Annotated in this window: 25 protein-coding genes; 15 read left to right on the top strand and 10 right to left on the bottom strand. The window is 60.0% G+C overall.

The window, feature by feature from the left end; all coding sequences use genetic code 11:
* Positions 1-26 precede the first annotated feature (26 nt).
* Positions 27-728, bottom strand: a complete 702-nt coding sequence (ctrA, locus tag C5748_RS03735; RefSeq protein WP_105740573.1) for a response regulator transcription factor CtrA — start codon at positions 726-728, stop codon at positions 27-29.
* Between the two features lie 470 nt (positions 729-1,198).
* Here ctrA and C5748_RS03730 point away from each other — a divergent pair, with 470 nt between their 5' ends.
* Positions 1,199-1,585, top strand: coding sequence for a flagellar export protein FliJ (locus C5748_RS03730; protein WP_105740572.1), 387 nt, complete (start codon positions 1,199-1,201; stop codon positions 1,583-1,585).
* A 38-nt stretch (positions 1,586-1,623) separates the two neighbouring features.
* Here C5748_RS03730 and C5748_RS03725 read toward each other — a convergent pair whose 3' ends face one another.
* Complete coding sequence (locus C5748_RS03725; RefSeq protein ID WP_105740671.1) at positions 1,624-1,908, bottom strand: GNAT family N-acetyltransferase; 285 nt, start codon at positions 1,906-1,908, stop codon at positions 1,624-1,626.
* Positions 1,909-2,202: 294 nt separating this feature from the next.
* Positions 2,203-2,478 carry a CtrA inhibitor SciP gene (gene sciP, locus C5748_RS03720; protein ID WP_068882250.1) on the bottom strand — a complete coding sequence of 92 codons (276 nt, stop codon included), beginning with the start codon at positions 2,476-2,478 and terminating at the stop codon, positions 2,203-2,205.
* A 302-nt stretch (positions 2,479-2,780) separates the two neighbouring features.
* Between sciP and mnmA the strand changes: the two genes are divergently transcribed.
* Positions 2,781-3,959 (top strand): tRNA 2-thiouridine(34) synthase MnmA, encoded by a 1,179-nt coding sequence (mnmA, locus tag C5748_RS03715; protein WP_199194692.1) that lies wholly within the window; start codon positions 2,781-2,783, stop codon positions 3,957-3,959.
* 64 nt (positions 3,960-4,023) lie between these two features.
* On the top strand, positions 4,024-4,695 hold the full coding sequence (locus C5748_RS03710) for a DUF2268 domain-containing putative Zn-dependent protease (RefSeq protein WP_105740571.1): 672 nt from the start codon (positions 4,024-4,026) through the stop codon (positions 4,693-4,695).
* On the opposite strand, the gene C5748_RS03705 is transcribed toward C5748_RS03710, so the two are convergent.
* The 3 genes from C5748_RS03705 to C5748_RS03695 all read right to left on the bottom strand — a co-directional run bounded on the left by C5748_RS03705 (position 4,679) and on the right by C5748_RS03695 (position 6,822).
* A complete protein-coding gene (locus C5748_RS03705; RefSeq protein ID WP_105740570.1) occupies positions 4,679-5,530 on the bottom strand; it encodes a TrmH family RNA methyltransferase in 852 nt (283 codons plus the stop codon). The genes C5748_RS03710 and C5748_RS03705 overlap by 17 nt on opposite strands.
* Complete coding sequence (locus tag C5748_RS03700; protein ID WP_105740569.1) at positions 5,527-5,862, bottom strand: ArsR/SmtB family transcription factor; 336 nt, start codon at positions 5,860-5,862, stop codon at positions 5,527-5,529. The genes C5748_RS03705 and C5748_RS03700 overlap by 4 nt, the downstream gene beginning before the upstream one ends.
* 129 nt (positions 5,863-5,991) lie before the next feature.
* Positions 5,992-6,822 carry a HugZ family pyridoxamine 5'-phosphate oxidase gene (locus C5748_RS03695; RefSeq protein ID WP_105740669.1) on the bottom strand — a complete coding sequence of 277 codons (831 nt, stop codon included), beginning with the start codon at positions 6,820-6,822 and terminating at the stop codon, positions 5,992-5,994.
* 28 nt (positions 6,823-6,850) lie between these two features.
* Here C5748_RS03695 and C5748_RS27760 point away from each other — a divergent pair, with 28 nt between their 5' ends.
* The 6 genes from C5748_RS27760 (at position 6,851) to C5748_RS03670 (ending at position 12,624) form a co-directional block, all read left to right on the top strand.
* A complete protein-coding gene (locus C5748_RS27760) occupies positions 6,851-7,102 on the top strand; it encodes a hypothetical protein (protein WP_146119469.1) in 252 nt (83 codons plus the stop codon).
* A gap of 236 nt (positions 7,103-7,338) precedes the next feature.
* Positions 7,339-8,934: an ABC transporter substrate-binding protein gene (locus tag C5748_RS03690; RefSeq protein ID WP_105740568.1), complete on the top strand. Its 1,596-nt coding sequence runs from the start codon at positions 7,339-7,341 to the stop codon at positions 8,932-8,934.
* A gap of 65 nt (positions 8,935-8,999) precedes the next feature.
* A complete protein-coding gene (locus C5748_RS03685) occupies positions 9,000-10,007 on the top strand; it encodes an ABC transporter permease subunit (RefSeq protein WP_105740567.1) in 1,008 nt (335 codons plus the stop codon).
* 7 nt (positions 10,008-10,014) lie between these two features.
* The gene (locus C5748_RS03680) at positions 10,015-10,923 is read left to right on the top strand and encodes an ABC transporter permease subunit (RefSeq protein WP_105740566.1); all 909 of its coding nucleotides are present in this window, start codon (positions 10,015-10,017) and stop codon (positions 10,921-10,923) included.
* Positions 10,924-10,927: 4 nt separating this feature from the next.
* Positions 10,928-11,779 (top strand): ABC transporter ATP-binding protein, encoded by an 852-nt coding sequence (locus C5748_RS03675; protein ID WP_105740565.1) that lies wholly within the window; start codon positions 10,928-10,930, stop codon positions 11,777-11,779.
* The gene (locus C5748_RS03670) at positions 11,776-12,624 is read left to right on the top strand and encodes an ABC transporter ATP-binding protein (protein ID WP_105740564.1); all 849 of its coding nucleotides are present in this window, start codon (positions 11,776-11,778) and stop codon (positions 12,622-12,624) included. The genes C5748_RS03675 and C5748_RS03670 overlap by 4 nt, the downstream gene beginning before the upstream one ends.
* Positions 12,625-13,143: 519 nt before the next feature.
* Here C5748_RS03670 and choV read toward each other — a convergent pair.
* The 3 genes from choV to C5748_RS03655 all read right to left on the bottom strand — a co-directional run bounded on the left by choV (position 13,144) and on the right by C5748_RS03655 (position 16,195).
* Entirely contained in the window at positions 13,144-14,187 is a 1,044-nt protein-coding gene (choV, locus tag C5748_RS03665) for a choline ABC transporter ATP-binding protein (protein ID WP_105740563.1), read from the bottom strand.
* Positions 14,188-14,250: 63 nt separating this feature from the next.
* On the bottom strand, positions 14,251-15,081 hold the full coding sequence (gene choW, locus C5748_RS03660) for a choline ABC transporter permease subunit (RefSeq protein ID WP_105740562.1): 831 nt from the start codon (positions 15,079-15,081) through the stop codon (positions 14,251-14,253).
* Positions 15,082-15,250: 169 nt separating this feature from the next.
* Positions 15,251-16,195: a choline ABC transporter substrate-binding protein gene (locus C5748_RS03655; protein ID WP_105740561.1), complete on the bottom strand. Its 945-nt coding sequence runs from the start codon at positions 16,193-16,195 to the stop codon at positions 15,251-15,253.
* 352 nt (positions 16,196-16,547) lie between these two features.
* Between C5748_RS03655 and C5748_RS03650 the strand changes: the two genes are divergently transcribed.
* The 5 genes from C5748_RS03650 (at position 16,548) to C5748_RS03630 (ending at position 21,514) form a co-directional block, all read left to right on the top strand.
* Positions 16,548-17,786, top strand: a complete 1,239-nt coding sequence (locus tag C5748_RS03650; RefSeq protein WP_105740560.1) for a DUF2333 family protein — start codon at positions 16,548-16,550, stop codon at positions 17,784-17,786.
* A gap of 27 nt (positions 17,787-17,813) precedes the next feature.
* Positions 17,814-18,776, top strand: coding sequence for a small ribosomal subunit Rsm22 family protein (locus C5748_RS03645; protein WP_105740559.1), 963 nt, complete (start codon positions 17,814-17,816; stop codon positions 18,774-18,776).
* Positions 18,777-18,952: 176 nt separating this feature from the next.
* Positions 18,953-19,765, top strand: coding sequence for a chromate resistance protein ChrB domain-containing protein (locus tag C5748_RS03640; protein ID WP_105740558.1), 813 nt, complete (start codon positions 18,953-18,955; stop codon positions 19,763-19,765).
* A 5-nt stretch (positions 19,766-19,770) separates the two neighbouring features.
* A complete protein-coding gene (gene chrA, locus C5748_RS03635) occupies positions 19,771-21,183 on the top strand; it encodes a chromate efflux transporter (protein WP_105740557.1) in 1,413 nt (470 codons plus the stop codon).
* 118 nt (positions 21,184-21,301) lie between these two features.
* A complete protein-coding gene (locus C5748_RS03630; RefSeq protein ID WP_105740556.1) occupies positions 21,302-21,514 on the top strand; it encodes a DUF4287 domain-containing protein in 213 nt (70 codons plus the stop codon).
* Between the two features lie 35 nt (positions 21,515-21,549).
* Here the strand turns inward: C5748_RS03630 and C5748_RS03625 are convergent, their stop codons facing one another.
* The gene (locus tag C5748_RS03625; protein WP_105740555.1) at positions 21,550-22,011 is read right to left on the bottom strand and encodes an Lrp/AsnC ligand binding domain-containing protein; all 462 of its coding nucleotides are present in this window, start codon (positions 22,009-22,011) and stop codon (positions 21,550-21,552) included.
* 210 nt (positions 22,012-22,221) lie between these two features.
* Here C5748_RS03625 and putA point away from each other — a divergent pair, with 210 nt between their 5' ends.
* Positions 22,222-25,338 carry a bifunctional proline dehydrogenase/L-glutamate gamma-semialdehyde dehydrogenase PutA gene (gene putA / locus C5748_RS03620; protein ID WP_105740554.1) on the top strand — a complete coding sequence of 1,039 codons (3,117 nt, stop codon included), beginning with the start codon at positions 22,222-22,224 and terminating at the stop codon, positions 25,336-25,338.
* The last annotated feature ends 70 nt before the right edge of the window (positions 25,339-25,408 follow it).

Here is a 25,408-nt window from a genome sequence, read left to right as displayed (position 1 = left end):
GCCTTTCAGGTGGATGTGCGGATCGGTCAGGCGCTCGCGCGCATGTCCGTCGCTTCGGGTTCGCGCAGAACATAGCCACGGCCCCATACCGTTTCGATATAGCTCTGGCTGCCGGAGACGGCATCGAGCTTCTTGCGCAGCTTGCAGATGAACACGTCGATGATCTTGAGTTCCGGCTCGTCCATCCCGCCATAGAGATGGTTGAGGAACATTTCCTTGGTCAGCGTCGTGCCCTTGCGTAAGCTGAGCAGCTCCAGCATCTGGTATTCCTTGCCGGTCAGATGCACGCGTGTGCCGCCGACTTCCACGGTCTTGGCGTCGAGATTGACGATGAGATCGCCCGTCGTGATGACCGATTGGGCATGACCCTTGGACCGGCGGACGATGGCATGGATGCGGGCAACGAGCTCGTCCTTGTGGAACGGCTTGGTCATGTAGTCATCCGCGCCGAAGCCGAGACCGCGGACCTTGTCCTCGATGCCGGCCATGCCGGAGAGGATCAGGATCGGCGTCTTGACCTTGGACAGACGCAGGGTGCGCAGGACCTCGTAACCGGACATGTCCGGAAGGTTGAGATCGAGCAGGATGATATCGTAATCATACAGTTTGCCTAGATCGACACCCTCTTCGCCGAGGTCCGTCGTATAGACGTTGAAGCTCTCCGACTTGAGCATCAATTCGATGCTCTGCGCCGTCGCACTATCGTCTTCAATCAAAAGAACGCGCATCTTTCAAAATCCCCTTTCCGCCGCCGAACAGGTATGGCCCTCAAAGCAGCACACGGAACAGTCGTTGCCTTTGTATGAAGGTTGCCAGCAAATGGTTAACAAAATCTGATTCCGCTTGGCAAGCGACTTTAGATGTTAATTAAAAATTTGCCGTATTTCCCTGATTTGCCTTATGAAACTCCCTGCAGAAAGCCTGAATTTTCCACATTAAGAATCCCGCCTAAATGATTCTTTCGACTCAATGTTTCGATGTTGCGAAAAAGCCACATCGGATTTACCGAGCCTTAAGTCCTAACGCGTATGATTAACGCTGCTCGTAAAGAAAAGGTTACCAAACGCGTCGACCTTTAATTTTTTGTTTCGTTTTCGGAAGGTGATTCTGATGCGGAACATGCGGGCTGGTTCGAAATGTGAACGCATTGTCGCTCCCATTTGGAACCAAGATTCCTGGCGTTCAAGGAGTATTGCGTATGAAACCGCGTGAGAGCCTCGTGAGGCTTAAACTGTTCCAGGTGAAGGAAAAGCGCCGGCAACTGGGGCAACTCGATCTGATGATGGGCGAGTTCGAGCGCATGGCGAGCGAACTGGATGCGCAGATACAGTCGGAGGAGAAGAAGGCCGGTATCGCCGATATGTCGCATTTCGCCTATCCGACCTTCGCCAAGGCCGCGCGTCAGCGCCGCGACAACCTCTTCGTATCGATCCGCGATCTGATGGCGCAGAAGGAAGCAGCCGAGGCCACACTCGCCGAAGCGGAGGCGGAACTGGCCAAGGCGGAAGCGCTGGAGGAGCGCGACGGTAAATCCCGTGACGCGGAAGAACGTCCGGCGCCAGACCGGCGCGCGATGATCGGCTGAGAGGCTGGATTACCGATGGGCTCGTCCGCGCGATAAGCCTATCTTTGCTGGACAACGTCACCCCAATCGGAATGGCGCAATGATTGGGCGCGCATGAACGGGCAAAGCGGCAGGATCTTCCAGCCGCCTTTTCGTGCATCCTCCACCGCGTGGAGCGCCAGCGCCTGACCCACGCCCTTGCCGCGCAGTGCGTCCGGCACCTCGGTATGATCGATGATGATCAAAGCGGCGTTGACGCGTGAGAAGGTCATTTCAGCCGCGTGACCGGCCATTTCCGCGACATAACGGCCACCTGTGCCGGTTTCTTCCTTACGAATTGTCATTTCGTCGTTCATGGCGCTCTCCGTTCCCGCTTTTCCTGAGATTTGAGCGCCGTGCGTCCATTTTGACGCACAAAGGACGCTCCAACACTTTGATTCTACGCATCGTGCTTTCCGAAATCGATTCCGATTTTCGGGCCGATGCGTATGCTTTATGGGTCGGCCAAAGACTCTTGTCACGGCCATCAAACCAAAAATGGCCAGCCCAAGGGGCCGGCCATCCGGTAATCTTCGAAGTGCAAATGTCTAAAGCATGATCATTTCCGGAAAACGAATTCGATGTTCCGGCACCATGGTCTAATGACGATATTGCTGAATACGGGTGGTCCGTAGACCGGCGAGACCATGCTCGTCGATCGAGGACTGCCAGGATAGAAATTCTTCCACCGTCAACGTATAGCGCTGGCATGCTTCCTCAAGGCTGAGGAGACCGCCGCGAACGGCGGCGACAACCTCTGCCTTGCGGCGAATGACCCAACGCCGCGTATTGGCGGGCGGAAGATCGGCGATGGTCAGCGGACTGCCATCCGGGCCGATAACATATTTGACACGTGGTCTTACCAGATCGGTCATTGTACTCTCTACACAACACTTCAAGGACCTAATCGCAGACCAACATACGGCGACAGCTTTAAAATTTGACTAAGCAGGCGGTAATGCTCTGGTAACGAATAGTGTTTCGCATCTTAATCTTTTTCTTCCGTCCAGATCGGCCCGCGCAAAGCCTTGGGAGCGCCGCTCCCATTGGCCCAAGCCCGATCCGGCCGCATGTCGCAAATGCGTGCGGCATCTTGGCAAACCCATGCGCTTTGCCCTATATAAAAAAGAACGAACCGAGAGACAGTAGGGCATCTGCCCGCAAGCCGGACCCGATCATGACCCTGAATAGCCTCGATCTGCCGGGCAAGCCGGAAGACACCCGCATCGTCGTCGCCATGTCGGGCGGTGTCGATTCATCAGTGGTGGCGGGAATTCTGAAGCGCGAAGGCTATGATGTCGTCGGCGTGACGCTGCAGCTCTATGATCATGGCGCTGCCGTGCATCGCGCCGGCTCGTGCTGTGCTGGGCAGGATATCGAGGATGCGCGCCGCGTTTCGGAAAGCCTCGGCATCCCGCATTACGTGCTCGATTATGAAGCGCGTTTCCGCGAGGCGGTGATCGATCCCTTCGCCAACAGTTATGTCAGCGGCGAGACGCCGATCCCCTGTGTATCCTGTAACCAGACTGTCAAATTTGCCGACCTGCTGCAGACAGCGCGCGATCTCGGCGCGGCAGCCCTCGCCACCGGCCATTATATCCGTAGCCATGCCAATGGCGCGCACCGTTCGCTCTCCCGTCCTGTCGATACGGACCGCGACCAGAGCTATTTCCTGTTCGCAACCACGCAGGAGCAGATCGATTATCTGCGCTTTCCGCTCGGCCATATGCCGAAGAGCGAGGTGCGGGCAATCGCCGAGGAGCTGGGCCTCACCGTCGCCAAGAAGCAGGACAGTCAGGATATCTGCTTCGTTCCACAGGGCAAATATTCCGACATCATCGCCAAGCTGAAGCCGGAAGCGGCCAATCCCGGCGATATCGTGCATATTGACGGGCGCGTGCTCGGCCAGCACGAGGGGATCGTCCACTATACGATCGGCCAGCGCCGCGGCATCGGTGTCGCCACCGGGGAGCCGCTCTATGTCGTGCATCTCGACGCCGCACAGGCGCGGGTGATCGTCGGTCCGCGCGAGGCGCTGGAGACGCACAAGGTTTTCCTGCGCGATGTCAACTGGCTCGGCGAAGGTGCGCTGGAAGATATTCCAGATTCCGGTATCGAGGTCTTTGCCAAGGTCCGGTCCACCCGGCCGCCGCGTCCGGCGGTGCTGCACCACGCCAAGGGCGAAACATGGGTCGAACTGGTCGATGGCGAAAGCGGAATCGCGCCGGGGCAGGCCTGCGTGCTCTATTCCGACGACAGCAATACCGCACGCGTCTTCGGCGGCGGCTTCATCTGCCGGTCGGAGCGCTCACGCCAAGCCGAGGAAATGCTGCGTCGCCTGACGCAGGCTGCATAACTTCTGGAACAAACTGCCCAGCTTGCGTTATATTCCCCGGACAATTCAAAGCCGGGGGTGTTTTATGGAAGGCTGGACATTGCACTGGCTGGAAGCGCCAGGCGAACTTGGCGATTTTCGGGCGGAAATCGTTGACAATTTTGAAGTGGCCTATCGCATTTTATCGGCGCTTCTGCCGCCGCCGCGCCTCGATATCCTGGTCCAGTGGCTGGCGGGTGTGACCATTCCGGAAATGGGAATTGTTGGCCGCGCCTATCGGGGCACGCTGTTCGCGATGACGGTCGATCCTGATAATCCCAGTTTCGCGAACAGTCTCAGGAATGGCGCGCTTCATCGCCAGATCATTCACGAGGTCCATCATTGCCTGCGCATGGCAGGGCCGGGCTATGGCTGGACCTTGGGGGAGGCGCTGGTAAGCGAGGGGCTCGCCGGCCAGTTTGTGCGAAAACTGTTCCAATCCGGTCCTGAGCCTTGGGAGCGGGCGGTGCCGCTGGAGCAACTGCGACGCAATCCCGTCGATATGGAGAGCTTGAGGGCGAAGGATTACAATCACCCCGCATGGTTCTACGGGACCGGCGCGCAGCCCCGCTGGCTCGGCTATACGCTCGGCTTCGAGATGGTGGGAAGCTGGCTGAACGAGGCGGGCGAAATCGATGCAGCAATGTGGGTCAACGTTCCCGCCGTCACGATTATCGAAGCGGCGGAGAAGGGTGGGCTGATCACGAAAACCGGCTGAAACGCGAAAGCGCGATGCCCGACGCGGTGGCGACGTTGAGGCTGTCGAAATCGTATGACATGGGGATGCGGGCGGTGCCAAGCTTTTCGAGCAACGGTTTCGGAAGGCCTTCGCCTTCCGTGCCCAATAGAAGCGCTAGGCGCGGGGCAGGGGGCGTATCGTAGATGCTCCGCGTTCCTGATGGGCTGAGCGCCAGCGTCTCGACATCCGCGTCTGCCAGCGCCGCCATGATCTCGTCGATCGATCCTTGGCGGGCGTAAGGAACTTTAAGCGTTGCGCCGACGGAAACGCGAATCGCCTTGCGATAGAGCGGATCGCAGCAGGTTTCGTCCATCAGCACGCAATCGGCCTCGAAGGCAGCGGCGTTGCGAAAGATCGAGCCGACATTGTCGTGATTGAAAATGCCGCAGAGGACGGCGACGAGCGCCTTGTCCGGCAAGCTGGAGAGCAGTTCGGCGGCGGAGGGGACCGCCTTGCGCCGGCCGATCGCCAATATGCCGCGATGGACATGGAAGCCGGCGATTTCATCCATGATGTCGCGGGAAACGCAATAGACGGGAAGATCTTCGGGGCAGAGGCTCAACTGCCGTTCAAGGCCATTCAGCCGATTTTCCAGGATGAGGATTGATTCCGCCTCGAAACGGGCGGAGGAAAGCAGCACGTTGAGCACCACCTTGCCTTCCGCGATAAAGCGCTGGCTGCGTCCGACGAGATCTTTTTCCCGGACATTGCGATAGGGCAGGAGACGAGGATCGTCTGCATCCTCGATTTTAAGGACGCGTTCCTCCGGCCGAAATCCGGGGGTGGCTCCCGGTTTCGTCCCTGCGGGGATCATTGCCTGGTCTGATCGCTGGCAGCCCTTGCGCCCATATAGAGGCTATCGAGAGTGGCGAGCATCAGTTCGATATGGTGCGACGACACGATATAATAGATCGTCTGCGCGTCACGCCGTGTGGAAACCAGGTTGAGCGCCCGCAGCTTCGCCAGATGCTGCGACAGGGCCGATTGGCTCAGATTGACCGTCCTAGCCAGATGCCCCACTGACATCTCGTTCTTCAGCAATTCGCATAAGATCAGCAAACGTTTATTATTCGCCAGAGCAGACAGAAAATCTGCCGCCTGGTCGACGTTTGCGATCAAATCCGCAAAATATCTCTCGGATTTCATAAAGCCGTCCTACCCCCGTATGACTGCATGAAGCGTTGCCTAATAATGCGATTGTCGCAAAAGCGATATACAACTAACGATAGAATTTCCCGTTGCAAGTCTATAATGCGCGCAATCCCAAGAATTTTATCACACTTTATTGAAGCTGCCTGTTTCAGCTTGATTAGCGTTGCACGATGCAGCGTGTTGCTGGCAAGCCTGCTTGGCCATTTCCGCCAGCACCCGATGAATATCTCCCGCGCCCTGTATCGGCGCGTCGAAAAACACACGGCTGGCAACATCGTCATCCGCGATCAGATCGAAACCCTCGGCGTCGATGCCGCTCATGCGCCATGTCCTGCCTTTGGTCCTGTCGCCGGCTTTGGCGCCTGCGAAGTGTTTGGCATAGAGCGCGATGGCATCGGAATGGTCGCTGTTCATATGATCGAGCGCGGACTGTTCCACTGCCGCAATGTCGGCATTCGCAGCGTGCGCCGATATCAGATCGTCGCGGGTCAGCACGAAGGCCTTGCCGAAGCCGCCGTTGAGATTGGCACCCTCCAGATCAAACCGGAAGAAGGTGAAATCGCCGAGGTCGACATAGAGCCGCGCCTTCGGGTGACGGTTCAGGTAGCGGCGGCGAAGGCGCTCGTAATCCGGATCGCTGTGCCCGACCTGCCGCGCGCTGCAAAGAAGCGTGATACGCGGATAGGCGAGGGGATCGCCCTTGCCGGGTTCGCCAAGGAGAAGCGAAGAGCGGCCATTGGCGAGAAGCGCCGGCGTGTGGGATGAAAGCGCTGATACGAGCACGACCGGTGCACCGTCGATATCGGTTGCCACCGCCACGCGGCTTGCCAGCGGTCTGCCGGACTGCGAATCAAGAACCGCCAGCGCTCCATAGCGCGCCGTTCGCAGCAATGCCTTTGCCAGATGCAGCGCATCGGCATCGGTTTCTCGGATGACCTTGTTCGTGTCAGGCATCATAGACCTATCAACTGCAGGATGCAGAATGTGCGCTCTCATAAGACAAAGCGGTATCGGTGTACAAGTTGTCTTTTCAAGAAAACTCGGGCCGGCAGTAATGAAGGCAACATTCATCAATGAAGCTGCCATTCTTCCTTTGCCTGTGCTTGGCCGGCTATTGATTGTTAGAGCGGTTCTATTTTTATGGAATCAGCGAACCGTTCCAATCCTTTACGCGCCGCTGACGCAAGCCGTTTCCTGCTTCCCCGACCTGCTACAGCACGAGACAGGTTATTGATTTGCCGACTGCAAAACCACAGGCAGATGCGCTGGGAATCACGCGCTGCGAATCATAAATTTTCGCTCCCAATTAGTTTAGGGGCATATTTTTCCACAGATTACCCTTACGTCAACTGTAAAATTGCTATTTTGTTTTACGAAATGGGCTTGCAAAGAGTCGTTGCAAGGGTTTCCATGAGGGCAGGTTGCGGGCAAGGGGTGTCCGCGGCAACAGTACCTCTTGGAGGCGGAATCATGAAACTCTATAAAAAAATGCTGGCCGCGACGGCGCTTGCCGTTCTGATGGCCGGAAGCGCTTCGGCTAAAACGCTCGTCTATTGCTCGCCTGCTTCGCCGGAAGGCTTCGATCCGGCGGCCTATACCGGCGGAGACACGTTCGATGCTTCGTCGCGCACGGCCTATAATCGACTGGTCGAATTCAAGCATGGCGAAACCACGATCGAGCCGGGGCTGGCGGAGACGTGGGACGTTTCGGAAGACGGCCTCGAATACACGTTCCATCTGCGCCAGGGCGTCAAGTTTCAGACCACCGATTTCTTCACGCCGACGCGCGAACTCAACGCCGATGACGTGATCTTCTCCTTCGAGCGCCAGTCGAAGAAGGACAATCCGTGGTTCGCGTACACGTCGGGCGTTTCCTACGAATATTTCGACAGCATGGAATTCCCGACGCTCATCAAGGAAATCAAGCGTGTCGACGACCATACCGTCACGTTCGTTCTCAGCCGTCCGGAAGCGCCGTTCCTTGCCGATCTCGCCATGGACTTCGCTTCGATCCTGTCGAAGGAATATGCCGACAAGCTCCAGGCCGACGGCAAGATGCAGGATCTCAACCAGGCGCCTGTCGGCACCGGTCCGTTCACCTTCGTCGCCTATCAGAAGGATGCGGTCATCCGCTACAAGGCCAATCCCGACTATTGGGGCGGCAAGCAGCCGATCGACGATCTGGTCTTCGCGATCACGACCGACGCGGCCGTGCGCGCGCAGAAGCTGAAGGCCGGCGAATGCCACATCATGTCCTATCCGGCTCCGGCCGACATCGAAGGGCTGAAGGCCGATCCGAACCTGGAGGTGGGCGAAAAGGCAGGCCTCAACGTCGCCTATTTCGCCTATAACACGCTGGTCGCGCCCTACGACAAGCCCGAAGTGCGCAAGGCGCTCAACATGGCGATCAACAAGCAGGCGATCATCGACGCCGTGTTCCAGGGCTCCGGCCAGGTGGCCAAGAACCCGATCCCGCCGACGATGTGGGGCTACAACGACGCCATCAAGGACGATCCGTACGATCCGGAAGCAGCCAAGAAGATGCTTGAGGATGCCGGCGTGAAGGACCTCGAGATGAAAATCTGGGCGATGCCGGTCAGCCGTCCCTACATGCCGAACGCGCGCCGTACCGCCGAACTCATGCAGTCGGATTTCGCCAAGGTCGGCGTTAGCGTTGAGATCGTTTCGATGGAATGGGGCGAATATCTCAAGAAATCGTCCGACAAGGACCGCGACGGTTCCGTCATCCTCGGCTGGACCGGCGATAATGGCGATCCGGACAACTTCCTGGGTGTGCTGCTCGGCTGTGCCGGTGTCGGCAGCAACAACCGTGCGCAATGGTGCTACCAGCCGTTCGAGGATCTGATCCAGAAGGCGAAGGTTGCGTCCGACCAGGCCGAGCGCGCCAAGCTCTATGAAGAGGCGCAGGTCATCTTCAAGGAGCAGGCGCCCTGGGCGACGCTGGCGCACTCGACAGTCTTCATGCCGATGTCGAAGAAGGTCATCGGCTTTACGATGGATCCGGTCGGCATCCATCGCTTCGACGGCGTTGACATCGCTGAATAATCTCTGACAACGAAGTGGCCGGGCGCGGGACGGATATGTCCCGCGCCCGGTTGGAGTTTTTGTACATGCTGCGTTTCATCCTTGGAAAACTGGCCTATCTGGTCCCGACATTCATCGGCATCACCATCGTCGCCTTTGGTTTCGTACGGGTGTTGCCGGGCGATCCGGTTCTGCTGATGGCGGGCGAGCGAGGTATCAGTGCTGAGCGACATGCCCAGCTGATGGCCCAATTCGGTTTCGATCGTCCGATCTGGACACAATATCTCGATTATCTCTGGCGGCTCATGCATGGCGATCTCGGTTTCTCGCTGATCACCAAGAAGCCGGTTCTCACGGAATTCCTGACGCTTTTTCCGGCCACTGTCGAACTCGGCCTTTGCGCGATCCTTCTGGCGACGCTCATCGGCATTCCGGCGGGTGTTCTGGCCGCAGTGAAGCGCGGTTCGTGGTTCGACCAGCTATCGATGGGAACGGCGCTCGTCGGCTATTCCATGCCGATCTTCTGGTGGGGGCTGCTGCTGATCATCCTGTTCTCCGGCATTCTGCAATGGACGCCGGTGTCGGGCCGCATCTCGCTTCTCTATTATTTTCCCCCGGTGACGGGCTTCATGCTGATCGACAGCCTGCTTTCGGGACAGAAAGGCGCGTTCGCCTCCGCCGTATCGCATCTGGTCTTGCCAACGATCGTGCTGGCGACGATCCCGCTTGCCGTCATCGCGCGGCAAACCCGTTCCGCCATGCTGGAAGTGCTGGGTGAGGATTATGTACGCACCGCACGCGCCAAGGGGCTCCCGACGCGTCGCGTCGTGGGGCTTCATGCGCTACGTAACGCGATGATCCCTGTCATCACCACGATCGGCCTGCAGATCGGCGTGCTCATGGCGGGCGCGATTTTGACGGAGACGATCTTTTCCTGGCCGGGGGTTGGCAAATGGATGATCGATTCCATTTTCCGACGGGACTATCCTGCGGTGCAAGGCGGCCTGCTCCTGATCGCGGGTATGGTGATGATCGTCAATCTGATCGTCGACATGCTCTACGGTCTGATCAATCCGCGCATCCGGCATAATTGAGGTTCCCATGAGCAACGCAACACTCCCGGCAGAAACCTCGTCCGGCGCGATACGCCGCCGTGCTCTGGCTGATTTCTGGTTCTATTTCAGCGAAAACCGCGGTGCGGTGATCGGGTTCTGGGTCTTTGTGGCTCTTGTGCTTGTCGCTATCTTCGCGCCGTTAATCGCACCGCATAGTCCGATTGAGCAATTCCGTGATGCACTGAAGGTACCACCGGCTTGGGAGGCGGGCGGGCGACCTGAGTTCTTGCTCGGCACTGACCCTGTCGGCCGCGATATTCTCTCGCGTCTGATCTATGGCGCGCAATATTCGCTGTTCATCGGCGTGGTCGTCGTCTCCATCGCGCTGGTCGGCGGCATCGTCATCGGCCTGATCGCCGGTTTCTTCGGCGGCTGGATCGATACCGTCATCATGCGCGTCATGGACGTTATCCTCGCCTTTCCGTCGCTGCTCCTGGCGCTGGTGCTGGTCGCCGTTCTCGGGCCTGGGCTGACGAATGCGATGATCGCCATCGCGCTCGTCCTGCAGCCGCACTTCGCCCGTCTGACGCGGGCTGCGGTGATGGCCGAGAAGAACCGGGAATATGTCATTGCGGCGCGGCTTGCCGGGGCAGGTCGGCTGCGGCTGATGTTCAAGACGATCCTGCCCAACTGTCTGGCGCCGCTGATCGTGCAGGGAACGCTGTCTTTCTCGAACGCGATCCTCGACGCGGCAGCTTTGGGTTTCCTCGGCATGGGCGCGCAGGCGCCGACACCGGAATGGGGTTCCATGCTGGCTGAGGCGCGCGAATTCATCCTCAGCGCGTGGTGGATCGTGACATTCCCGGGGCTCGCGATCCTCATCACCGTTCTCGCGATCAATCTGGCCGGCGACGGTCTGCGCGATGCGCTCGACCCCAAGCTGAAGAGGAGTTGATTCCATGGCGCTTCTCGAAATCAGGAACCTTTCCGTCTCCTTCGAAACCTCCTTTGGCGGGTTCAAAGCCGTCGACGGTATCGATCTGACGGTGGACAAGGGCGAAGTGCTTGCCATCGTCGGCGAGTCCGGCTCCGGAAAATCGGTCGGCATGCTGGCCGTGATGGGGCTTTTGCCGAAAACGGCCAAGGTGACGGCCGATGTCATGACATTCGACGGCGCGGATCTGCGAACGCTGACCTCGGGCCAGCGGCGGTCGATCGTCGGCTGCGATATGTCGATGATCTTCCAGGAGCCGATTGCGAGCCTCAATCCCTGCTTCACCGTGGGCTTCCAGATCGAGGAAGTGCTGCGGCAACATCTCGGGCTTAACCGGTCGCAGGCGCAAAAGCGCGCGATCGAGCTTTTGGAATTGGTCGGCATCCGCGATGCCGAGGCGCGCCTTGGCGCGTTTCCGCACCAGATGTCGGGCGGCCAATGCCAGCGCGTGATGATCGCCATGGCGATCGCCTGCAATCCGAAGCTGCTTATCGCCGACGAGCCGACCACCGCGCTCGACGTGACGATCCAGAAGCAGATCCTCGACCTGCTGATGCGTCTCCAGGCGGAACACGGCATGGGGCTCATCATGATCACCCATGACATGGGCGTCGTCGCCGAGACGGCGGACCGCGTCATCGTCCAATATAAGGGCCGCAAGATGGAGGAGGCCGATGTGCTTTCGCTGTTCGAGGCGCCGAAGAGCCCCTATACGCGCGCGCTTCTCTCCGCATTGCCGGAGAACGCGGTCGGCGATCGCCTGCCGACAGTCTCCGATTTCGTGATGGATGAAACCGCGCCGGGAGCCGCACAATGACGCAACCCGTTCTCGAGGCACGCAATATCGTCCGTGATTATCACGTCGGCGGCGGCCTGTTCGGCAAGCCGAAGATCATTCACGCCGTCAAGGGCGTGAGCTTTTCGGTCGAAAAGGGCAAGACACTCGCCATCGTCGGCGAGAGCGGCTGTGGCAAGTCCACGCTGGCACGTATCCTGACGCTGATCGACGCGCCGACTTCAGGTGAATTGTTCATCGACGGGATGGAGATCGATATTCTGCGTGACGGGCTGACGCGGGACATGCGCCAGAAGGTGCAGATCGTCTTCCAGAACCCCTATGGTTCGCTCAATCCGCGCCAGAAGATCGGCGATGTGCTGGGCGAACCGCTCCTGCTCAACACCAATAAATCGGCCGCCGAGCGACGCGATCTGGCCATGCAGATGCTGATCAAGGTCGGGCTCGGGCCAGAGCATTTCAACCGCTATCCGCACATGTTCTCCGGCGGCCAGCGGCAACGCATCGCCATCGCCCGCGCGCTCATGTTGAGCCCGAGCCTGCTGGTTCTCGACGAGCCGGTCTCGGCGCTCGACCTCTCGGTGCAGGCGCAGGTTTTGAACCTTCTCGCCGACCTCCAGGATGAGTTCGGGCTGACCTATGTGTTCATCAGCCATGATCTGTCCGTCGTGCGCTACATCGCCGATGAGGTGATGGTGATGTATTATGGCGAAGTGGTCGAATACGGCGCCCGCGAGAAGGTGTTCTCCGACCCGCAGCATGAATATACCAAGACGCTGTTCGCCGCGACACCGAACGCCGATGTGGAAAGCATCCGCCAGAGAGTGACCGCGCGGCAAAAGGAAAGGGCGGCGGCGGGGGTATAGTTGCAACCCCCCCCTGTGGCCTGCCGGCCATCTCCCCCACAAGGGGGGAGATTACGCTTCCTTTAGAACGGTTCCTGTTTTGATGGAATCGTCCAGCCTTATCATTCTGCATCGCCGGAACTGTGGAGATGGCGAGGATTCCTGTGACAAGCACAGGAATGACGGAAATGGAGAGGATTTCGTTCCTATAAGCTATCGTTCTGCGGGGTGAAAACGCCCGCGATTGGCCGACAATAGTCAATCCTCCGTCATTCCTGTGCTTGTCACAGGTTGCCATGCTTCAGCGATGCCGCTGTTGCTACGGTTGGAATAGGGTGTTCGCCACCGTCAAGATTGAGGAGCGCCTGAACGCATCGTTTCCGTCTGAAAGTGAACTGCTCTAAAATCGGCATCAATCCCAGCCGTTTGAGAATGAACATGACCGCCTATAACAGCCAATCTCCTCCTTTGAAGGGGAGATACCCGGTAGGGCAGAGGGGGGGGTAAGCGCTCCCGTCACGCTTATTCCTTACATTCCCGCTACCCCCGCCGCTGATGCTGCAACAGCCCGCGTACGATATCGTCGGAGGAAATCTTGCCGATGATCGCGCCCTTCTCGACGATGCCGACGTCGCCGCCGTTTTTCGCCACCGCCTGCATGATCTCGCGCACAGGCGTGTCGCGCCTGGCCGTGGCGGCGAAGGGGCGGGTGCCGGGCGTGCGGTCGAGCGGCGCCATGATGTCATCCGCCTTGAGCACGCCGAGCGGGTTCATGTTGGCGACGAAATCGGCGACGTAATCATTGGCGGGCTTGAGCAGGATCTCCTGCGGCGTTCCGCACTGGACGATCCGCCCGCCTTCCATGATGGCGATGCGGTTGCCGATCTTCATGGCTTCGTCGAGATCATGGCTGACGAAAACGATGGTCTTCTTCAGCCGCGTTTGCAGATCGAGAAGCTCGTCCTGCAGCCGGGCGCGGATCAGCGGATCGAGCGCGGAGAAGGGTTCATCCATCAAAAGGATCGGCGCGCCGGTGGCGAAGGCGCGGGCAAGGCCGACGCGCTGCTGCATGCCGCCGGAGAGTTCGCCGACCCGGCGCGAGGCCCAATCCGTGAGGCCTACCAGCTCCAATTGCTGGCGCACCGCCTCGCGGCGCTCTTCCTTCGGACTGCCTGACATTTCGAGGCCGAAACCGACATTTTCCTCGACCGTGCGCCAGGGCAGGAGGCCGAACTGCTGGAACACCATGGAGACGAGATGGGTGCGCAGATGGCGTAAAGTCGCCCTGCCGGCCTTGCCGATATCGATGGCGTGATCGCCATTGTGCACGACCACGCGGCCGCGCGTGATCGGATTGAGCCGGTTGATGGCGCGCAGCAGTGTCGATTTTCCCGAGCCGGAAAGGCCCATCAGGACGAGAATTTCGCCTTCCTGGATTTCCAGCGAACAATCATGGACGCCCAGTATATGGCCGGTCTCGGACTGGATCTGCGACCGCGTGCCGCCCTGGTCCGCCAGCGCCAGCGCTTTATCCGTCCGGCGGCCGAAGATGATGCAGACCTTATCGATCGTGATGGCGGTCATCTCAGTTCTCCTTGCTCGTTTTAGCCGCAAGATCTTATCCGAAAAGTCTGCAACTTTTCTGGATCATGCTTTAGGGCGGAAGATACGGTCGAGCACGATGGCGACGACCACGATGACCAGCCCGGCCTCGAAACCAAGCGCGGTGTTGACCGAGTTGAGCGCGCGCACGACGGGGACGCCGAGGCCGTCGGCGCCGACGAGTGCGGCGATCACCACCATCGACAGCGACAGCATGATGGTCTGCGTCAGGCCGGCCAAAATCTGCGGCATGGCATAGGGCAATTCGATCTTCCACAGGAGCTGGCGCGGCGAGGCGCCGAAGGCTTCACCGGCCTCGATCAGGTGCTCGGGCGTCGATGAGACGCCGAGATGGGTGAGGCGCACCGGGGCGGGAAGAACGAAGATCGCGGTTGCCAAGAGGCCGGGCACCATGCCGATGCCGAAGAAGACGATGGCCGGGATGAGATAGACGAAGGTCGGCAGCGTCTGCATGAGGTCGAGCACCGGCCGCATCGCGGCGTAGAGCTTCGGGCGGTGCGCGGCGGCGATGCCGAGCGGTACGCCCAGAGCCATGCACAGGACGCAGGAGGAGAGCACCAGCGTCAGCGTTTCCATCGTCCGCTCCCAATATCCCTGATTGAGGATGAAGAGGAAACCGAGCACGGTCAGAAGCGTCACCGAGATCTTGCGCTGCAGGAGCCATGCGATGCCTGCGAAAATGACGACCATCACCAGCGGGGGCGGAGTGTTGAGAATGAACAGGAGCCCGTCGATCATTGTCTGCATGACGGTTGCCAGACCGTCGAAAAACCAGGCGAAATTTTCCGTCAACCAGTCGACGACGGTCTTGGCCGTGCGCCCGACGGGTATCTTGTATCCAGTTAGCCAATCCAAACTTCAAGTTCCCTGCATTATCGGGCGTTTAGAGCGGTTTTTTGCCGATTTGATTCATTTGATTCATCAAACCGCTCCAACACGTTGCTTTATCGCCTTGTTGCCGATGTGAGGCCAATGCTCCAGGCACAAAAAAACCGCCCGGATGATCCGGGCGGTGATGATATACTCAAAGGCCGAGAGAGGTCTTCACTGCGGGCAGACCGTCGCCGCCATCCCTGGTGGTGACGCCGGCCAGCCACTGGTCGAGCACGGCGGGATTGGCCTTCAGCCAGTCGGTCGCGGCCTTGGCGGGGTCCTCGCCATCGTCGAGGATCTTGCCCATGATCTGGTTTTCCATATCGAGGGAGAATTCCAGATTGGCCAGGAACTTGCCGACATTCGGGCATTCCGTGGCATAGTCGGCGCGCACATTGGTTCCGACGGTCGCTCCACCAAAATCAGGGCCGAAGAATTCATCACCGCCCGAGAGATATTCGATCTCGAAATTGCTGTTCATCGGATGCGGCGCCCAGGCGAGAAAGACGATCGGCTCCTTGCGCTTCACTTCCTTGGCGACCTGCGCCAGCATGCCCTGCTCGGAGGATTCCGCCACCTGGAAATCCTTCAGCCCGAAGGCATCCTTTTCGATCATGTCGAGGATCAGGCGGTTGCCGTCATTGCCGGGCTCGATGCCGTAGATCTTGCCGCCGAGCTCGTCCTTGAATTTGGCGATATCCCTAAAGTCCTTCAGGCCTTCGTCATAGGTGTATTTCGGCACGGCGAGCGTGTATTTCGCGCCGGTCAGGTTGGTGCGCAGCGTCTCCACCGTCTTGTCGTCGAGATAGGGCTGGAGATCGGCGTTCATCGAGGGCTTCCAATAGCCGAGGAAGACATCGATATCCTTCTTGCTGAGCGAGGCATAGGTGACGGGAACCGACAGGACCTTGATGTCGGTCTCGTAGCCGAGGCTTTTGAGGATTTCGGTGGCCACGGCCGTGGTGGCGGTGATGTCGGTCCAGCCGACATCGGAAAAGCGCACTGTCGAACAGCTTTCGGGCTCTGCGGCCTGGGCCGTGCCGGAAAGCGACAGCGCAAAAAGGGACGACGCGATTGCGAGGGTCAAGGATTTCATAGTGTTCTCCATTACCGGGCTCATTTTTCTCCGGTCTCCAATTGATGAACCAAGCACCAAAGCGGCAGCCATTCAAGCACCGGCGCGGCGAAAAATGCTCTGGATAACGACAATTGGAGATTTGATAGTGAAGGCGCGATGCGGAATCGGGGAAAAATCAGTTGCTGTTTCAGGGGTGAGGAAGCCGCGATGTTAAGGATCAGTCGGCGCACCGCAACCCCGAAAGGGCAAAAAAACCGCACCAGGGAAGGCGAGGCGTTTGGCCGCCCGGTTGTTGAATGGCGAAAAGCGCTCTATTTGAAGGGGGAAGAGGCCGCCGCCGGTGCGGCCTCGACTGTCGATTCAACTGGGGATGAACGTGCTGGATAATGTTTTGAGGGTTTTGCGGGGCGGTTTCTCCTTTGTCGGACGGCTTTTATGGGCGCTCGCCCGGCTGATCGCCGTGCCGCTCGGTGCGCTGTGGCGGATGTTTCTGGAGCTCGGCCTCATCTGGAAGGGCGTGATCGGCGTGCTGGTCGTCGGGCTTGCGGCGCTTTACATCTATTTCGTCTGGCAGACGCAGGTCTGGACCAATTTCAATCCCGATTATCCCGCCAGATATGCCTATGAGAAGGCGCAGACGCCGGGCGAACCGGTTGGCGCACCGGCAGGCGAGGCGCCGGCGGCATCGCCGCAACCTTCATCCACGGAGGATACGACCGCATCGCCCGGCGCAGCCAACGAGACAGCGCAGGCGCCCGAGCCTGCTGTGCAACCGCAGGCCCCCGCTGCGGCCAAGACATGCGCGCCCTCGGCGATCGCCGAGGTCACCGCCGATCTCACCGATTTCAACGTCAACCAGAACGCCTGGATCTCGTCGATGGTGCTCTATAAGGCGGGCTTCTTCGGTCTTGACTGGGACCGCACGCCGTTTCTCGACAACAAGGCGTCGTTCCAGCGCGGCATCAATGCCGCCGTGCGGCGCACGGCGATCGAACTGGTCGATTCGCTCGGCCGCCTGCGCGGCACATCGCAGATCGACTCCGATCTGCAGAAAGCGCGCGGCAATCTGCAGTTCGCCGAGGACAGCTGGTATTTCGGCCTGAGCCCCTTCGGCCCGAAGACGCCGACGCCGAGCTATTACCGCTCGGCGATCAGGGATCTGCGGTCGTTCAACGCGCGGCTGGAGAATTGCCAGGCGGTGTTCGATGCGCGCGCCGACAATCTCATCCAGTATGTCGACCGCATCGCCAATGATCTCGGCTCCACCTCGGCGATCCTCAAGGACCGGGCGGAGAACTACAATGCCGGCTGGTTCGACACGCGCGCCGACGACCGGTTCTGGTTCGCCTATGGCCAGATCTATGCCTATTACGGGCTGCTGCGCGCGGCGCATTCGGATTTCAAGGGCGTGCTCGCCGAAAAGCATCTCGACGGGCTGTGGGACACGATGGAGCAGCAATTGCGCGCCGCGCTGAACATGCAGCCGGGGATCGTCTCGAACGGGAGCGAGGATGCCTGGTTCACGCCGTCACACCTGACGACGATGGGCTTTTATGTCCTGCGCATACGCTCCAATCTGGTGGATATCAGGCAGGTGCTGGAACGCTAAAAGGCCGAGCCGGACACCCACCCCGTCATGGAACTCCCTTCACCTCTCAGGCTCGCCGTCGATGCGGCGCTGGAAGGCATCGCGCTTGCCGATCTCAAGCGCGCCGCCGACCTTCTCTCGCGCCGTTACCGGGCGGAGACGCGCGACGGAACCTTGCATCTCTCAAGCGATCTCGCGGCGCGCGCCTATCTCACGACAAGGCTGCCGGCGACCTATGCGGCGGTGCGCGCCAGCCTGGAAAGCGCTGCCGAGCTTGCCCCCGGTTTCAAGCCCAAAAGCCTGCTCGATGTCGGAGCAGGGCCGGGCACGGCGCTGTGGGCCGCAGCCGACTGCTGGCCGTCGCTCGAGAAGGCCGTACTTCTGGAGGCGAGCCCGTCGATCCGGGCGCTCGGCCAGGAGCTTTCGCGGCATTCGCGGCTTGAAGAAGTGGAATGGCGGGCGGCCAATGTGGCAAACAGCCTGCCGGAGGCAGGGCCGTTCGATCTGGTGACGCTCGCCTATGTGCTCGACGAGCTTTCACTGGCTGAGGGGCTGGCGCTTGCGAACAAGCTCTGGCAGGCGGCAACGGGCATGCTGGTCGTGGTCGAGCCGGGCACGCCTGCCGGCTGGCGACGCATGATGGCGGTGCGCCAGAGCCTTCTCGAAAAAGGCGCGCATCTCGCAGCCCCCTGCGCGCACGAGGCGACATGCCCGCTTAGTGCGCCAGACTGGTGCCATTTCTCCCGCCGTGTCGCCCGCTCGCGCCTGCACCGGCTGGCCAAGGCCGGCGAAGTGCCGTGGGAAGACGAGAAATACATCTACCTCGCGGCGGCGCGGTTTCCCACTGTGGCGGCAAAGGCCCGCGTGATCGCTCCGCCCAAGGCGGGAGTTGGCCGGATCACGCTGAAGCTGTGTCTTGCGGACGGGACGGCGGAGGAGAGACTTGTGACGAAGCGGGACAGGGAGGGGTATAGGAAGACGAGGCGGGTGGATTGGGGGGATGTGGGGTAGAGGAGAGGAAGCGAACGGCGGAGCCGTGCCACGGACAGTCATTTGTGACACTTGACGAAGGATATTGACATCCGCTTTAGCTGCTGCAAAATCCCACTATGGGGTAGCGATCACCCCACGAGGCCACGGCTGAAGAATCGCGTCCTTGGAACCCGAGTCAACCGGAGGGACGCGTTATGCCGTCATTTCTCGAAATTACTTCTGATAAATTAAATCGTATCATTGGGACGCCGAGCGCGCCGATTCTTATCGATGTGCGCACTGATGATGATTTTGCCAGCGATCCCAGGATCATTCCCGGCTCGATCAAGCGCGATTACCGCGAGGTGGAGGTGTGGAGATCGGACGTGATAGGTCCGTCGATCCTTATCTGCCAGAAAGGACAGAAACTCAGCCACGGTGTTGCGGCGCATCTTCGCCACGAACGAACACCGTCAGAGGTGCTAGAGGGCGGTTTTGAAGCCTGGAAAGCGGCAAGGGGAATGCTGGTTCCCAATGAGAAACTCCCGCCGCGTGATGCGCGAAGACGGACGGTCTGGGTGACACGTGCTCGCCCGAAGATAGATCGGATTGCATGCCCGTGGCTTATCCGCCGCTTCATCGATCCCTTCGCTGTCTTCCTCTACGTTCCCGCCCGTGACGTGCCCGCCGTTGCGGACCGCTTCAATGCAACGCCATTTGACATCGACGATGTATTCTGGAGCCATCGAGGAGAGCTTTGCACCTTCGATGTCATGGTGGAGGAGTTCGCCCTCAAATCCGAACCACTCCTGCATCTCGCCACGATCGTGCGAGGAGCGGATACTGCGCGGCCCGAGCTTGCGCCGGAAGTGCCTGGCCTGCTGGCCGCATCACTTGGGCTCTCCCGCATGTTCAACGACGATCTCGAACAATTGGACGCCGGACTGACGCTCTACGATGCGTTCTATAGATGGTGCCGTGACGCGGCTGACGAGACACATAACTGGCCGAACCCGAGGAAGGGGTAAGAACAATGGCCGACCTCGCCAAAGGCACGTTGAGCGCCAGACGCGGGAGGGCGGCCGATATCATCCCCTTGTCTGAAGCCATAAGAGTCTGGATTCGGGTCGCCGCCCTCAGTTTTGGCGGTCCCGCAGGGCAGATCGCGGTAATGCATCGCATCCTGGTTGACGAGAAACGATGGATCGGAGAGCACCGGTTCCTGCATGCGCTCAACTACTGCATGCTTCTGCCCGGACCGGAAGCCCACCAGCTTGCCATCTACATCGGCTGGTTGCTCAACAGGACATTGGGCGGCGTGATCGCCGGTATCCTGTTTGTCCTGCCGGGGTTTCTTTCGATCCTCGCGCTTAGCTACATCTATGTGCTTTTCGGCAATGTCACCTTCATCGAAGGCATGTTCTTCGGTTTGAAATGCGCGGTCCTGGCCGTTGTGTTGCAGGCGGTCTTCCGTATCGGCAGCCGCGCCCTGAAGAACAGGGTGATGGTCGCTATCGCCGCTGCGGCATTCATCGCCATCTTCTTCCTCCAGATCCCCTTTCCGTTCATCATCATCGCAACCGGCGTGATCGGCTACCTCGGTGGCAGGGCGGGCATTGCGGCTTTCAAGGTGGGCGGCGGTCACAAAGCTCAATCAGGAAAGATACTGGAAGACCGGGATTCGCTTCTTGGAGCGGATATTCCTGTTCACGCCCGCCCAAACCTGGCCTGGTCCATAAGGATTTCGGCTATTCTGGCCGCTCTCTGGTTCCTCCCCGTCATCGCTATCTTGCTGACACTCGGGCCAACGAACGTTTTTGCCAAGATCGGTGTCTTCTTCAGCCAGATGGCCGTGGTCACGTTTGGCGGCGCCTATGCTGTCCTTGCCTACGTTGCTCAGGAGGCGGTCCAGCATTTCGGTTGGCTGCAACCGCACGAGATGCTGGATGGGCTTGGCATGGCTGAAACCACACCCGGCCCCCTGATCATGGTTACACAGTTCGTCGGCTTTCTCGCGGGATATCGCGATCCGGGAGTGCTCAATCCGCTGGTGACGGCAACACTCGCTGCGATATTGACCACCTGGGTGACATTTCTGCCGAGCTTCCTTTGGATATTCCTGGGAGCACCATTCATCGAGAGCATGCGCGGCAATGCCGCTCTGGCAGGAGCAATGTCGGCCATCACAGCAGCGGTCGTGGGCGTGATCCTCAACTTGGCCATCTGGTTTGGGTTGCATGTGCTGTTCACCGAGATGTGGACCGTCTCATGGGGCCTATGGTCGATGAATGTGCCGGTCATCAGTTCAATTGTCTGGCCGTCGCTCGTGCTGACAATATTGGCATCACTCGCCATTTTCCATTTCAGGATGACCGTGATCACTACGCTCCTATTATCAGCGGTTTTCGGAATTGCCTGGGCGCTGCTGATGTCGTGGGGACGGTAAGTCTCCGTTGGGGCTGCAGAATAATCCGCCCCCTCTGTCGGATCGCGCGCCCATCAATCGTCCTCTGATGACAGCATATTCACAAACACGGTTCCGCCAGAGACAGGAGATCACCCAAATGCCGGCAGAGAAGGTCAAAGGGCCTGCTTCCTACTTTCCTTCCATCGAGAAGACATATGGCCAGCCGATCGGTCATTGGCTGGCGGTGCTGGATGGGATGAAGGGAAAGAAGCATATGGAGATGGTTTCCGTGTTGAAGTCGGAGCACGGACTGGGGCACGGGCATGCCAATGCGCTTGTTGCCTATCATCTGGCCAAGGGTGATGCTTGACCTCCGTCACGTCACCGATGCCAAACCCTCCCCTCTCAAATCGGAATGCTCGCCGTCTCCTTCACCTCCTCCATCACCGCATAAGTATGCGTCTCCCGTATCCCCGGCAGCGACAATAGCGCGTCGGAGAGGAAGCGGCGGTAGTGTTCCATGTCGGCGACACGCGCCTTGACCAGATAGTCGAAGCCGCCGGCCACCATGTGGCATTCCATCACGTCGGGGTTCTTGCGCGTCGCCGCGGCGAAGGTGTCGAAGACTTCAGGCGTGGTGCGGTCGAGCTTGATCTCGACGAAGACCAGCATCGAGCGGTCGAGCAGCTTTGGCGAGAGTTTGGCGGCATAGCCGAGGATATAGCCGTCGCGCGTCAGGCGTTTTACGCGCTCCGCCGTCGCCGTTTGTGATAGATTGATATAGTCGGCCAATTCGGTGTTGGTGAGCCTGCCATTGTCCTGCAATGCGCGCAGGATCTTGCGGTCCATCTGGTCGAGGTCCTTCATTCCCTAAAAATCCCTTTTCCTTGGGAAAAATCACTATTGAAGGGTTTTTAATCGGTGAGAACAACTATGTAAAATAAAATATATGGGTGAAATCCATGGGGCGGTTCCTGTTCCCATGGAATTGGGGAAACCGTTCTATAGCCTTTGATTTTTACGCAAGCCTTGGGAAACCGCTACGTATTTTTCCCGACTTGCTCATGGAGAATACTCATGACGGTTCGGGCCGCCACTCTTTCGTCCGCCAAACCGACGATCGCGCCTTTCGCGGCGCCTTATGCGTCCGATGACAAGGCGCTGGTCGCGTCGCTCATCAAGGCCGTCAGCTTCGATGCGGCGGCCAACCGGCGCATCGACGAGCGGGCGGCGGACTATATCGCCTCGATCCGCAAACAGGCGAGCGGCATTGGCGGCGTGGAGGATTTCCTGCGCGAATACGGGCTTTCGACGCGCGAGGGGCTGGCCTTGATGGTGCTGGCGGAGGCGCTTTTGCGGGTGCCTGACGCGGCGACGCAGGACAAGCTGATCGAGGACAAGCTGAAGCAGGGCCACTGGTCCGAGCATGAGGGGCATGGCGACACCTGGTTCGTCTCGGCCTCCGCCTGGGCGCTGGGCTTGTCCGCCAAGGTGATCAAGCCGGGCGAGACGCCGGAGGGCGTCGTCTCGGTGCTGGTTAAGCGCGTCGGCCTGCCGACGGTGCGCACCGCGACCAAGCAGGCGATGCGGTTTCTCGGTCATCATTTCGTTTTGGGCGAAACCATCGGCGAGGCATTGAAGCGGGCGCGCACGAACGAGGCCAAGGGCTATCGCCATTCTTTCGACATGCTGGGCGAAGGCGCGCGGACGAGCGCCGACGCGAAACGCTATTACAAATCCTACGCCGATGCGATCGACGCCATCGGCCGGGCGACGGGCAACAAGCCTTTGCCGGACCGCATGGGCATCTCGGTCAAGCTTTCGGCGCTGCATCCGCGGTATCTCGCCACGCATCGCGATGAGGTGCTGGAAGAGCTGGTGCCCGATGTGCTGGCGCTCGCGCAGAAGGCGAAAGCCTATGATCTCAATTTCACCATCGATGCGGAGGAGGCGGATCGCCTGGAACTTTCGCTCGATGTGATCGACCGGGTGTTTGCCGATCCCTCGCTCGACGGCTGGGACGGTTTCGGCCTCGCCATCCAGGCCTATCAGAAGCGGGCGCTCGCCGTCATCGAGCATATCGATGCGCTTGCCGGGCGGTTCGGGCGACGCATGATGGTGCGCCTCGTCAAGGGCGCCTATTGGGACACGGAAGTGAAGCGCGCGCAGGAGCGCGGGCTTGCGGATTATCCCGTCTTCACCCGCAAGCCGGCGACGGATGTCTCCTATCTCGCCTGCGCGCAGCGGATGCTTGCGGCGCGGCCGCGCATCTTTCCGCAGTTCGCCACGCATAATGCGCTGACGGTCGCCGCCATCCTGGATATGGCGGGCACTGACCGGAGCGGCTTTGAGTTCCAGCGCCTGCACGGCATGGGCGAAAGCCTTTTCAAGCAGATTACCGAGAAGGGCGAGAAGATCGCCTGCCGCATCTATGCGCCGGTCGGCGGCTACCGCGACCTGCTCGCCTATCTCGTGCGCCGGCTTCTGGAAAACGGCGCCAATTCGTCTTTCGTCTCCGTGGTGGGCGACGAGAGCGTGCCGATCTCCGATCTTCTGGTGCGTCCGGCGCAAAAGCTTGAGGACGGCAAGGGCTATCGCCATCCGGCCATCCCGCTGCCGCGCGACCTCTACGGCAGAAGGCGCAATTCGGCCGGTGTTGAGTTCGGCGATCGTGAGGCGCTTGCCGGTCTCCTTAGCGGCATGGCGTCTGCCCGTGGCAATGTCGATGCGTCGCCGCTCATCCCCGGCATCAAGGTTTCGGGCAGGGCGGAGCCAGTGCTTTCGCCTGTCGATGGTGCGCCTGTCGGCAGCGTCGTCGCGGCTAGCGCGGAAGAGGCGGGGCGGGCGGTCGAGATCGCTCGCAAGGGCTTTGTCGCCTGGTCGCGTGTGGCGGTCGAGACCCGTGCCGTGGCGCTCGAACGCGCCAGCGATCTCCTGGAGAAGAACCGCGACAGGCTGCTCGATCTGCTTTCGCGCGAGGCGGGCAAGACGCTCGATGACGGCATTGCCGAAATCCGCGAGGCGGTGGATTTCTGCCGCTATTATGCGGCGGAAGCGCGCCGCCAGTTCGGCCATGACCAGGTGATGCCGGGGCCGACGGGTGAGGATGACCGGCTGCGCCATCGCGGGCGCGGCGTCTTCGTCTGCATCAGCCCGTGGAATTTCCCGCTGGCGATCTTCCTTGGCCAGGTGACAGCGGCGCTTGCCGCCGGCAATGCGGTGATCGCCAAGCCGGCCGAGCAGACGCCGCTGGTGGCCTTCGAGGCGGTGAAGCTCCTGCACGAGGCGGGTATCCCCAAAGATGCCGTTCTCTATGTGCCGGGCGATGGCGCGGTCGGTGCGGCACTCACTGCGCACCCGGCCATTGGCGGTGTCGCCTTCACCGGTTCGACCGAGACGGCGTGGGCGATCAACCGGGCGCTGGCAGCCAAGAAGGGGCCGATCGTGCCGTTGATCGCCGAAACCGGCGGGCTCAACGCGATGATCGTCGATGCGACGGCGCTTGCCGAACAGGTGACCGACGATGTGATCATGTCGGCCTTCCGTTCCGCCGGGCAGCGCTGCTCGGCGCTGCGCATCCTCTATCTGCAGGAGGATATCGCCGACCCGATGCTGGAGATGATCGAGGGTGCTGCGCGGGAGCTTGTCATGGGCGATCCCGCCTTGCCGTCCACCGATGTCGGCCCTATCATCGACGAGGCGCAGCGTGCCATGCTCGCCGAGCACATCGCCGAAATGACAAGAACGCAGAAGGTCCGCTTCGCCGGCACCGCGCCGGAGGAGGGCATTTTCTTCGCGCCGCATATCGTCGAGCTCGACCGTCCGGAAGTGCTGACGCGCGAAGTGTTCGGCCCTATTCTTCATGTCGTGCGCTGGAAGGCTAAAGAGCTCGACCGGGTGCTCGATCAGATCGCCGCTACCGGATACGGCCTGACCTTCGGCCTGCACACGCGCATCGAAGCGACGGTCGCCAAGGCGGTGGACCGTCTCGATGTCGGCAATATCTATGTCAACCGCAACACGATCGGCGCGGTCGTCGGCACGCAGCCCTTCGGCGGCTCCGGCCTCTCCGGCACCGGGCCGAAGGCTGGCGGGCCGACCTATCTCACGCGCTTTGTGCTGGAACAGGTGGTTTCGGTCAATACGGCGGCTGCGGGCGGCAATGCCAGCCTGATCGCCATGGGTGAAGGCTGATGCCCTCATAGGTTGTTGCTTTAAGGCAACATATCATTGTGGTTTTAACCATTCTGTGGAAAAGCTTCGG

This window comes from Phyllobacterium phragmitis (assembly GCF_002980495.1).
In the GTDB taxonomy this organism is placed as follows: Bacteria; Pseudomonadota; Alphaproteobacteria; order Rhizobiales; family Rhizobiaceae; genus Paramesorhizobium; species Paramesorhizobium phragmitis.
This window is presented reverse-complemented; position numbering and strand designations above follow the sequence as displayed.

What these genes read in the sequence shown, in the direction of transcription:
- ctrA (WP_105740573.1), bottom strand. Translation starts at nt 728, where the DNA reads ATGCGCGTTCTTTTGATTGAAGACGATAGTGCGACGGCGCAGAGCATC.
- C5748_RS03730 (WP_105740572.1), top strand. Translation starts at nt 1,199, where the DNA reads ATGAAACCGCGTGAGAGCCTCGTGAGGCTTAAACTGTTCCAGGTGAAG.
- C5748_RS03725 (WP_105740671.1), bottom strand. Translation starts at nt 1,908, where the DNA reads ATGACAATTCGTAAGGAAGAAACCGGCACAGGTGGCCGTTATGTCGCG.
- sciP (WP_068882250.1), bottom strand. Translation starts at nt 2,478, where the DNA reads ATGACCGATCTGGTAAGACCACGTGTCAAATATGTTATCGGCCCGGAT.
- mnmA (WP_199194692.1), top strand. Translation starts at nt 2,781, where the DNA reads ATGACCCTGAATAGCCTCGATCTGCCGGGCAAGCCGGAAGACACCCGC.
- C5748_RS03710 (WP_105740571.1), top strand. Translation starts at nt 4,024, where the DNA reads ATGGAAGGCTGGACATTGCACTGGCTGGAAGCGCCAGGCGAACTTGGC.
- C5748_RS03705 (WP_105740570.1), bottom strand. Translation starts at nt 5,530, where the DNA reads ATGATCCCCGCAGGGACGAAACCGGGAGCCACCCCCGGATTTCGGCCG.
- C5748_RS03700 (WP_105740569.1), bottom strand. Translation starts at nt 5,862, where the DNA reads ATGAAATCCGAGAGATATTTTGCGGATTTGATCGCAAACGTCGACCAG.
- C5748_RS03695 (WP_105740669.1), bottom strand. Translation starts at nt 6,822, where the DNA reads ATGCCTGACACGAACAAGGTCATCCGAGAAACCGATGCCGATGCGCTG.
- C5748_RS27760 (WP_146119469.1), top strand. Translation starts at nt 6,851, where the DNA reads ATGTGCGCTCTCATAAGACAAAGCGGTATCGGTGTACAAGTTGTCTTT.
- C5748_RS03690 (WP_105740568.1), top strand. Translation starts at nt 7,339, where the DNA reads ATGAAACTCTATAAAAAAATGCTGGCCGCGACGGCGCTTGCCGTTCTG.
- C5748_RS03685 (WP_105740567.1), top strand. Translation starts at nt 9,000, where the DNA reads ATGCTGCGTTTCATCCTTGGAAAACTGGCCTATCTGGTCCCGACATTC.
- C5748_RS03680 (WP_105740566.1), top strand. Translation starts at nt 10,015, where the DNA reads ATGAGCAACGCAACACTCCCGGCAGAAACCTCGTCCGGCGCGATACGC.
- C5748_RS03675 (WP_105740565.1), top strand. Translation starts at nt 10,928, where the DNA reads ATGGCGCTTCTCGAAATCAGGAACCTTTCCGTCTCCTTCGAAACCTCC.
- C5748_RS03670 (WP_105740564.1), top strand. Translation starts at nt 11,776, where the DNA reads ATGACGCAACCCGTTCTCGAGGCACGCAATATCGTCCGTGATTATCAC.
- choV (WP_105740563.1), bottom strand. Translation starts at nt 14,187, where the DNA reads ATGACCGCCATCACGATCGATAAGGTCTGCATCATCTTCGGCCGCCGG.
- C5748_RS03655 (WP_105740561.1), bottom strand. Translation starts at nt 16,195, where the DNA reads ATGAAATCCTTGACCCTCGCAATCGCGTCGTCCCTTTTTGCGCTGTCG.
- C5748_RS03650 (WP_105740560.1), top strand. Translation starts at nt 16,548, where the DNA reads ATGAACGTGCTGGATAATGTTTTGAGGGTTTTGCGGGGCGGTTTCTCC.
- C5748_RS03645 (WP_105740559.1), top strand. Translation starts at nt 17,814, where the DNA reads ATGGAACTCCCTTCACCTCTCAGGCTCGCCGTCGATGCGGCGCTGGAA.
- C5748_RS03640 (WP_105740558.1), top strand. Translation starts at nt 18,953, where the DNA reads ATGCCGTCATTTCTCGAAATTACTTCTGATAAATTAAATCGTATCATT.
- chrA (WP_105740557.1), top strand. Translation starts at nt 19,771, where the DNA reads ATGGCCGACCTCGCCAAAGGCACGTTGAGCGCCAGACGCGGGAGGGCG.
- C5748_RS03630 (WP_105740556.1), top strand. Translation starts at nt 21,302, where the DNA reads ATGCCGGCAGAGAAGGTCAAAGGGCCTGCTTCCTACTTTCCTTCCATC.
- C5748_RS03625 (WP_105740555.1), bottom strand. Translation starts at nt 22,011, where the DNA reads ATGAAGGACCTCGACCAGATGGACCGCAAGATCCTGCGCGCATTGCAG.
- putA (WP_105740554.1), top strand. Translation starts at nt 22,222, where the DNA reads ATGACGGTTCGGGCCGCCACTCTTTCGTCCGCCAAACCGACGATCGCG.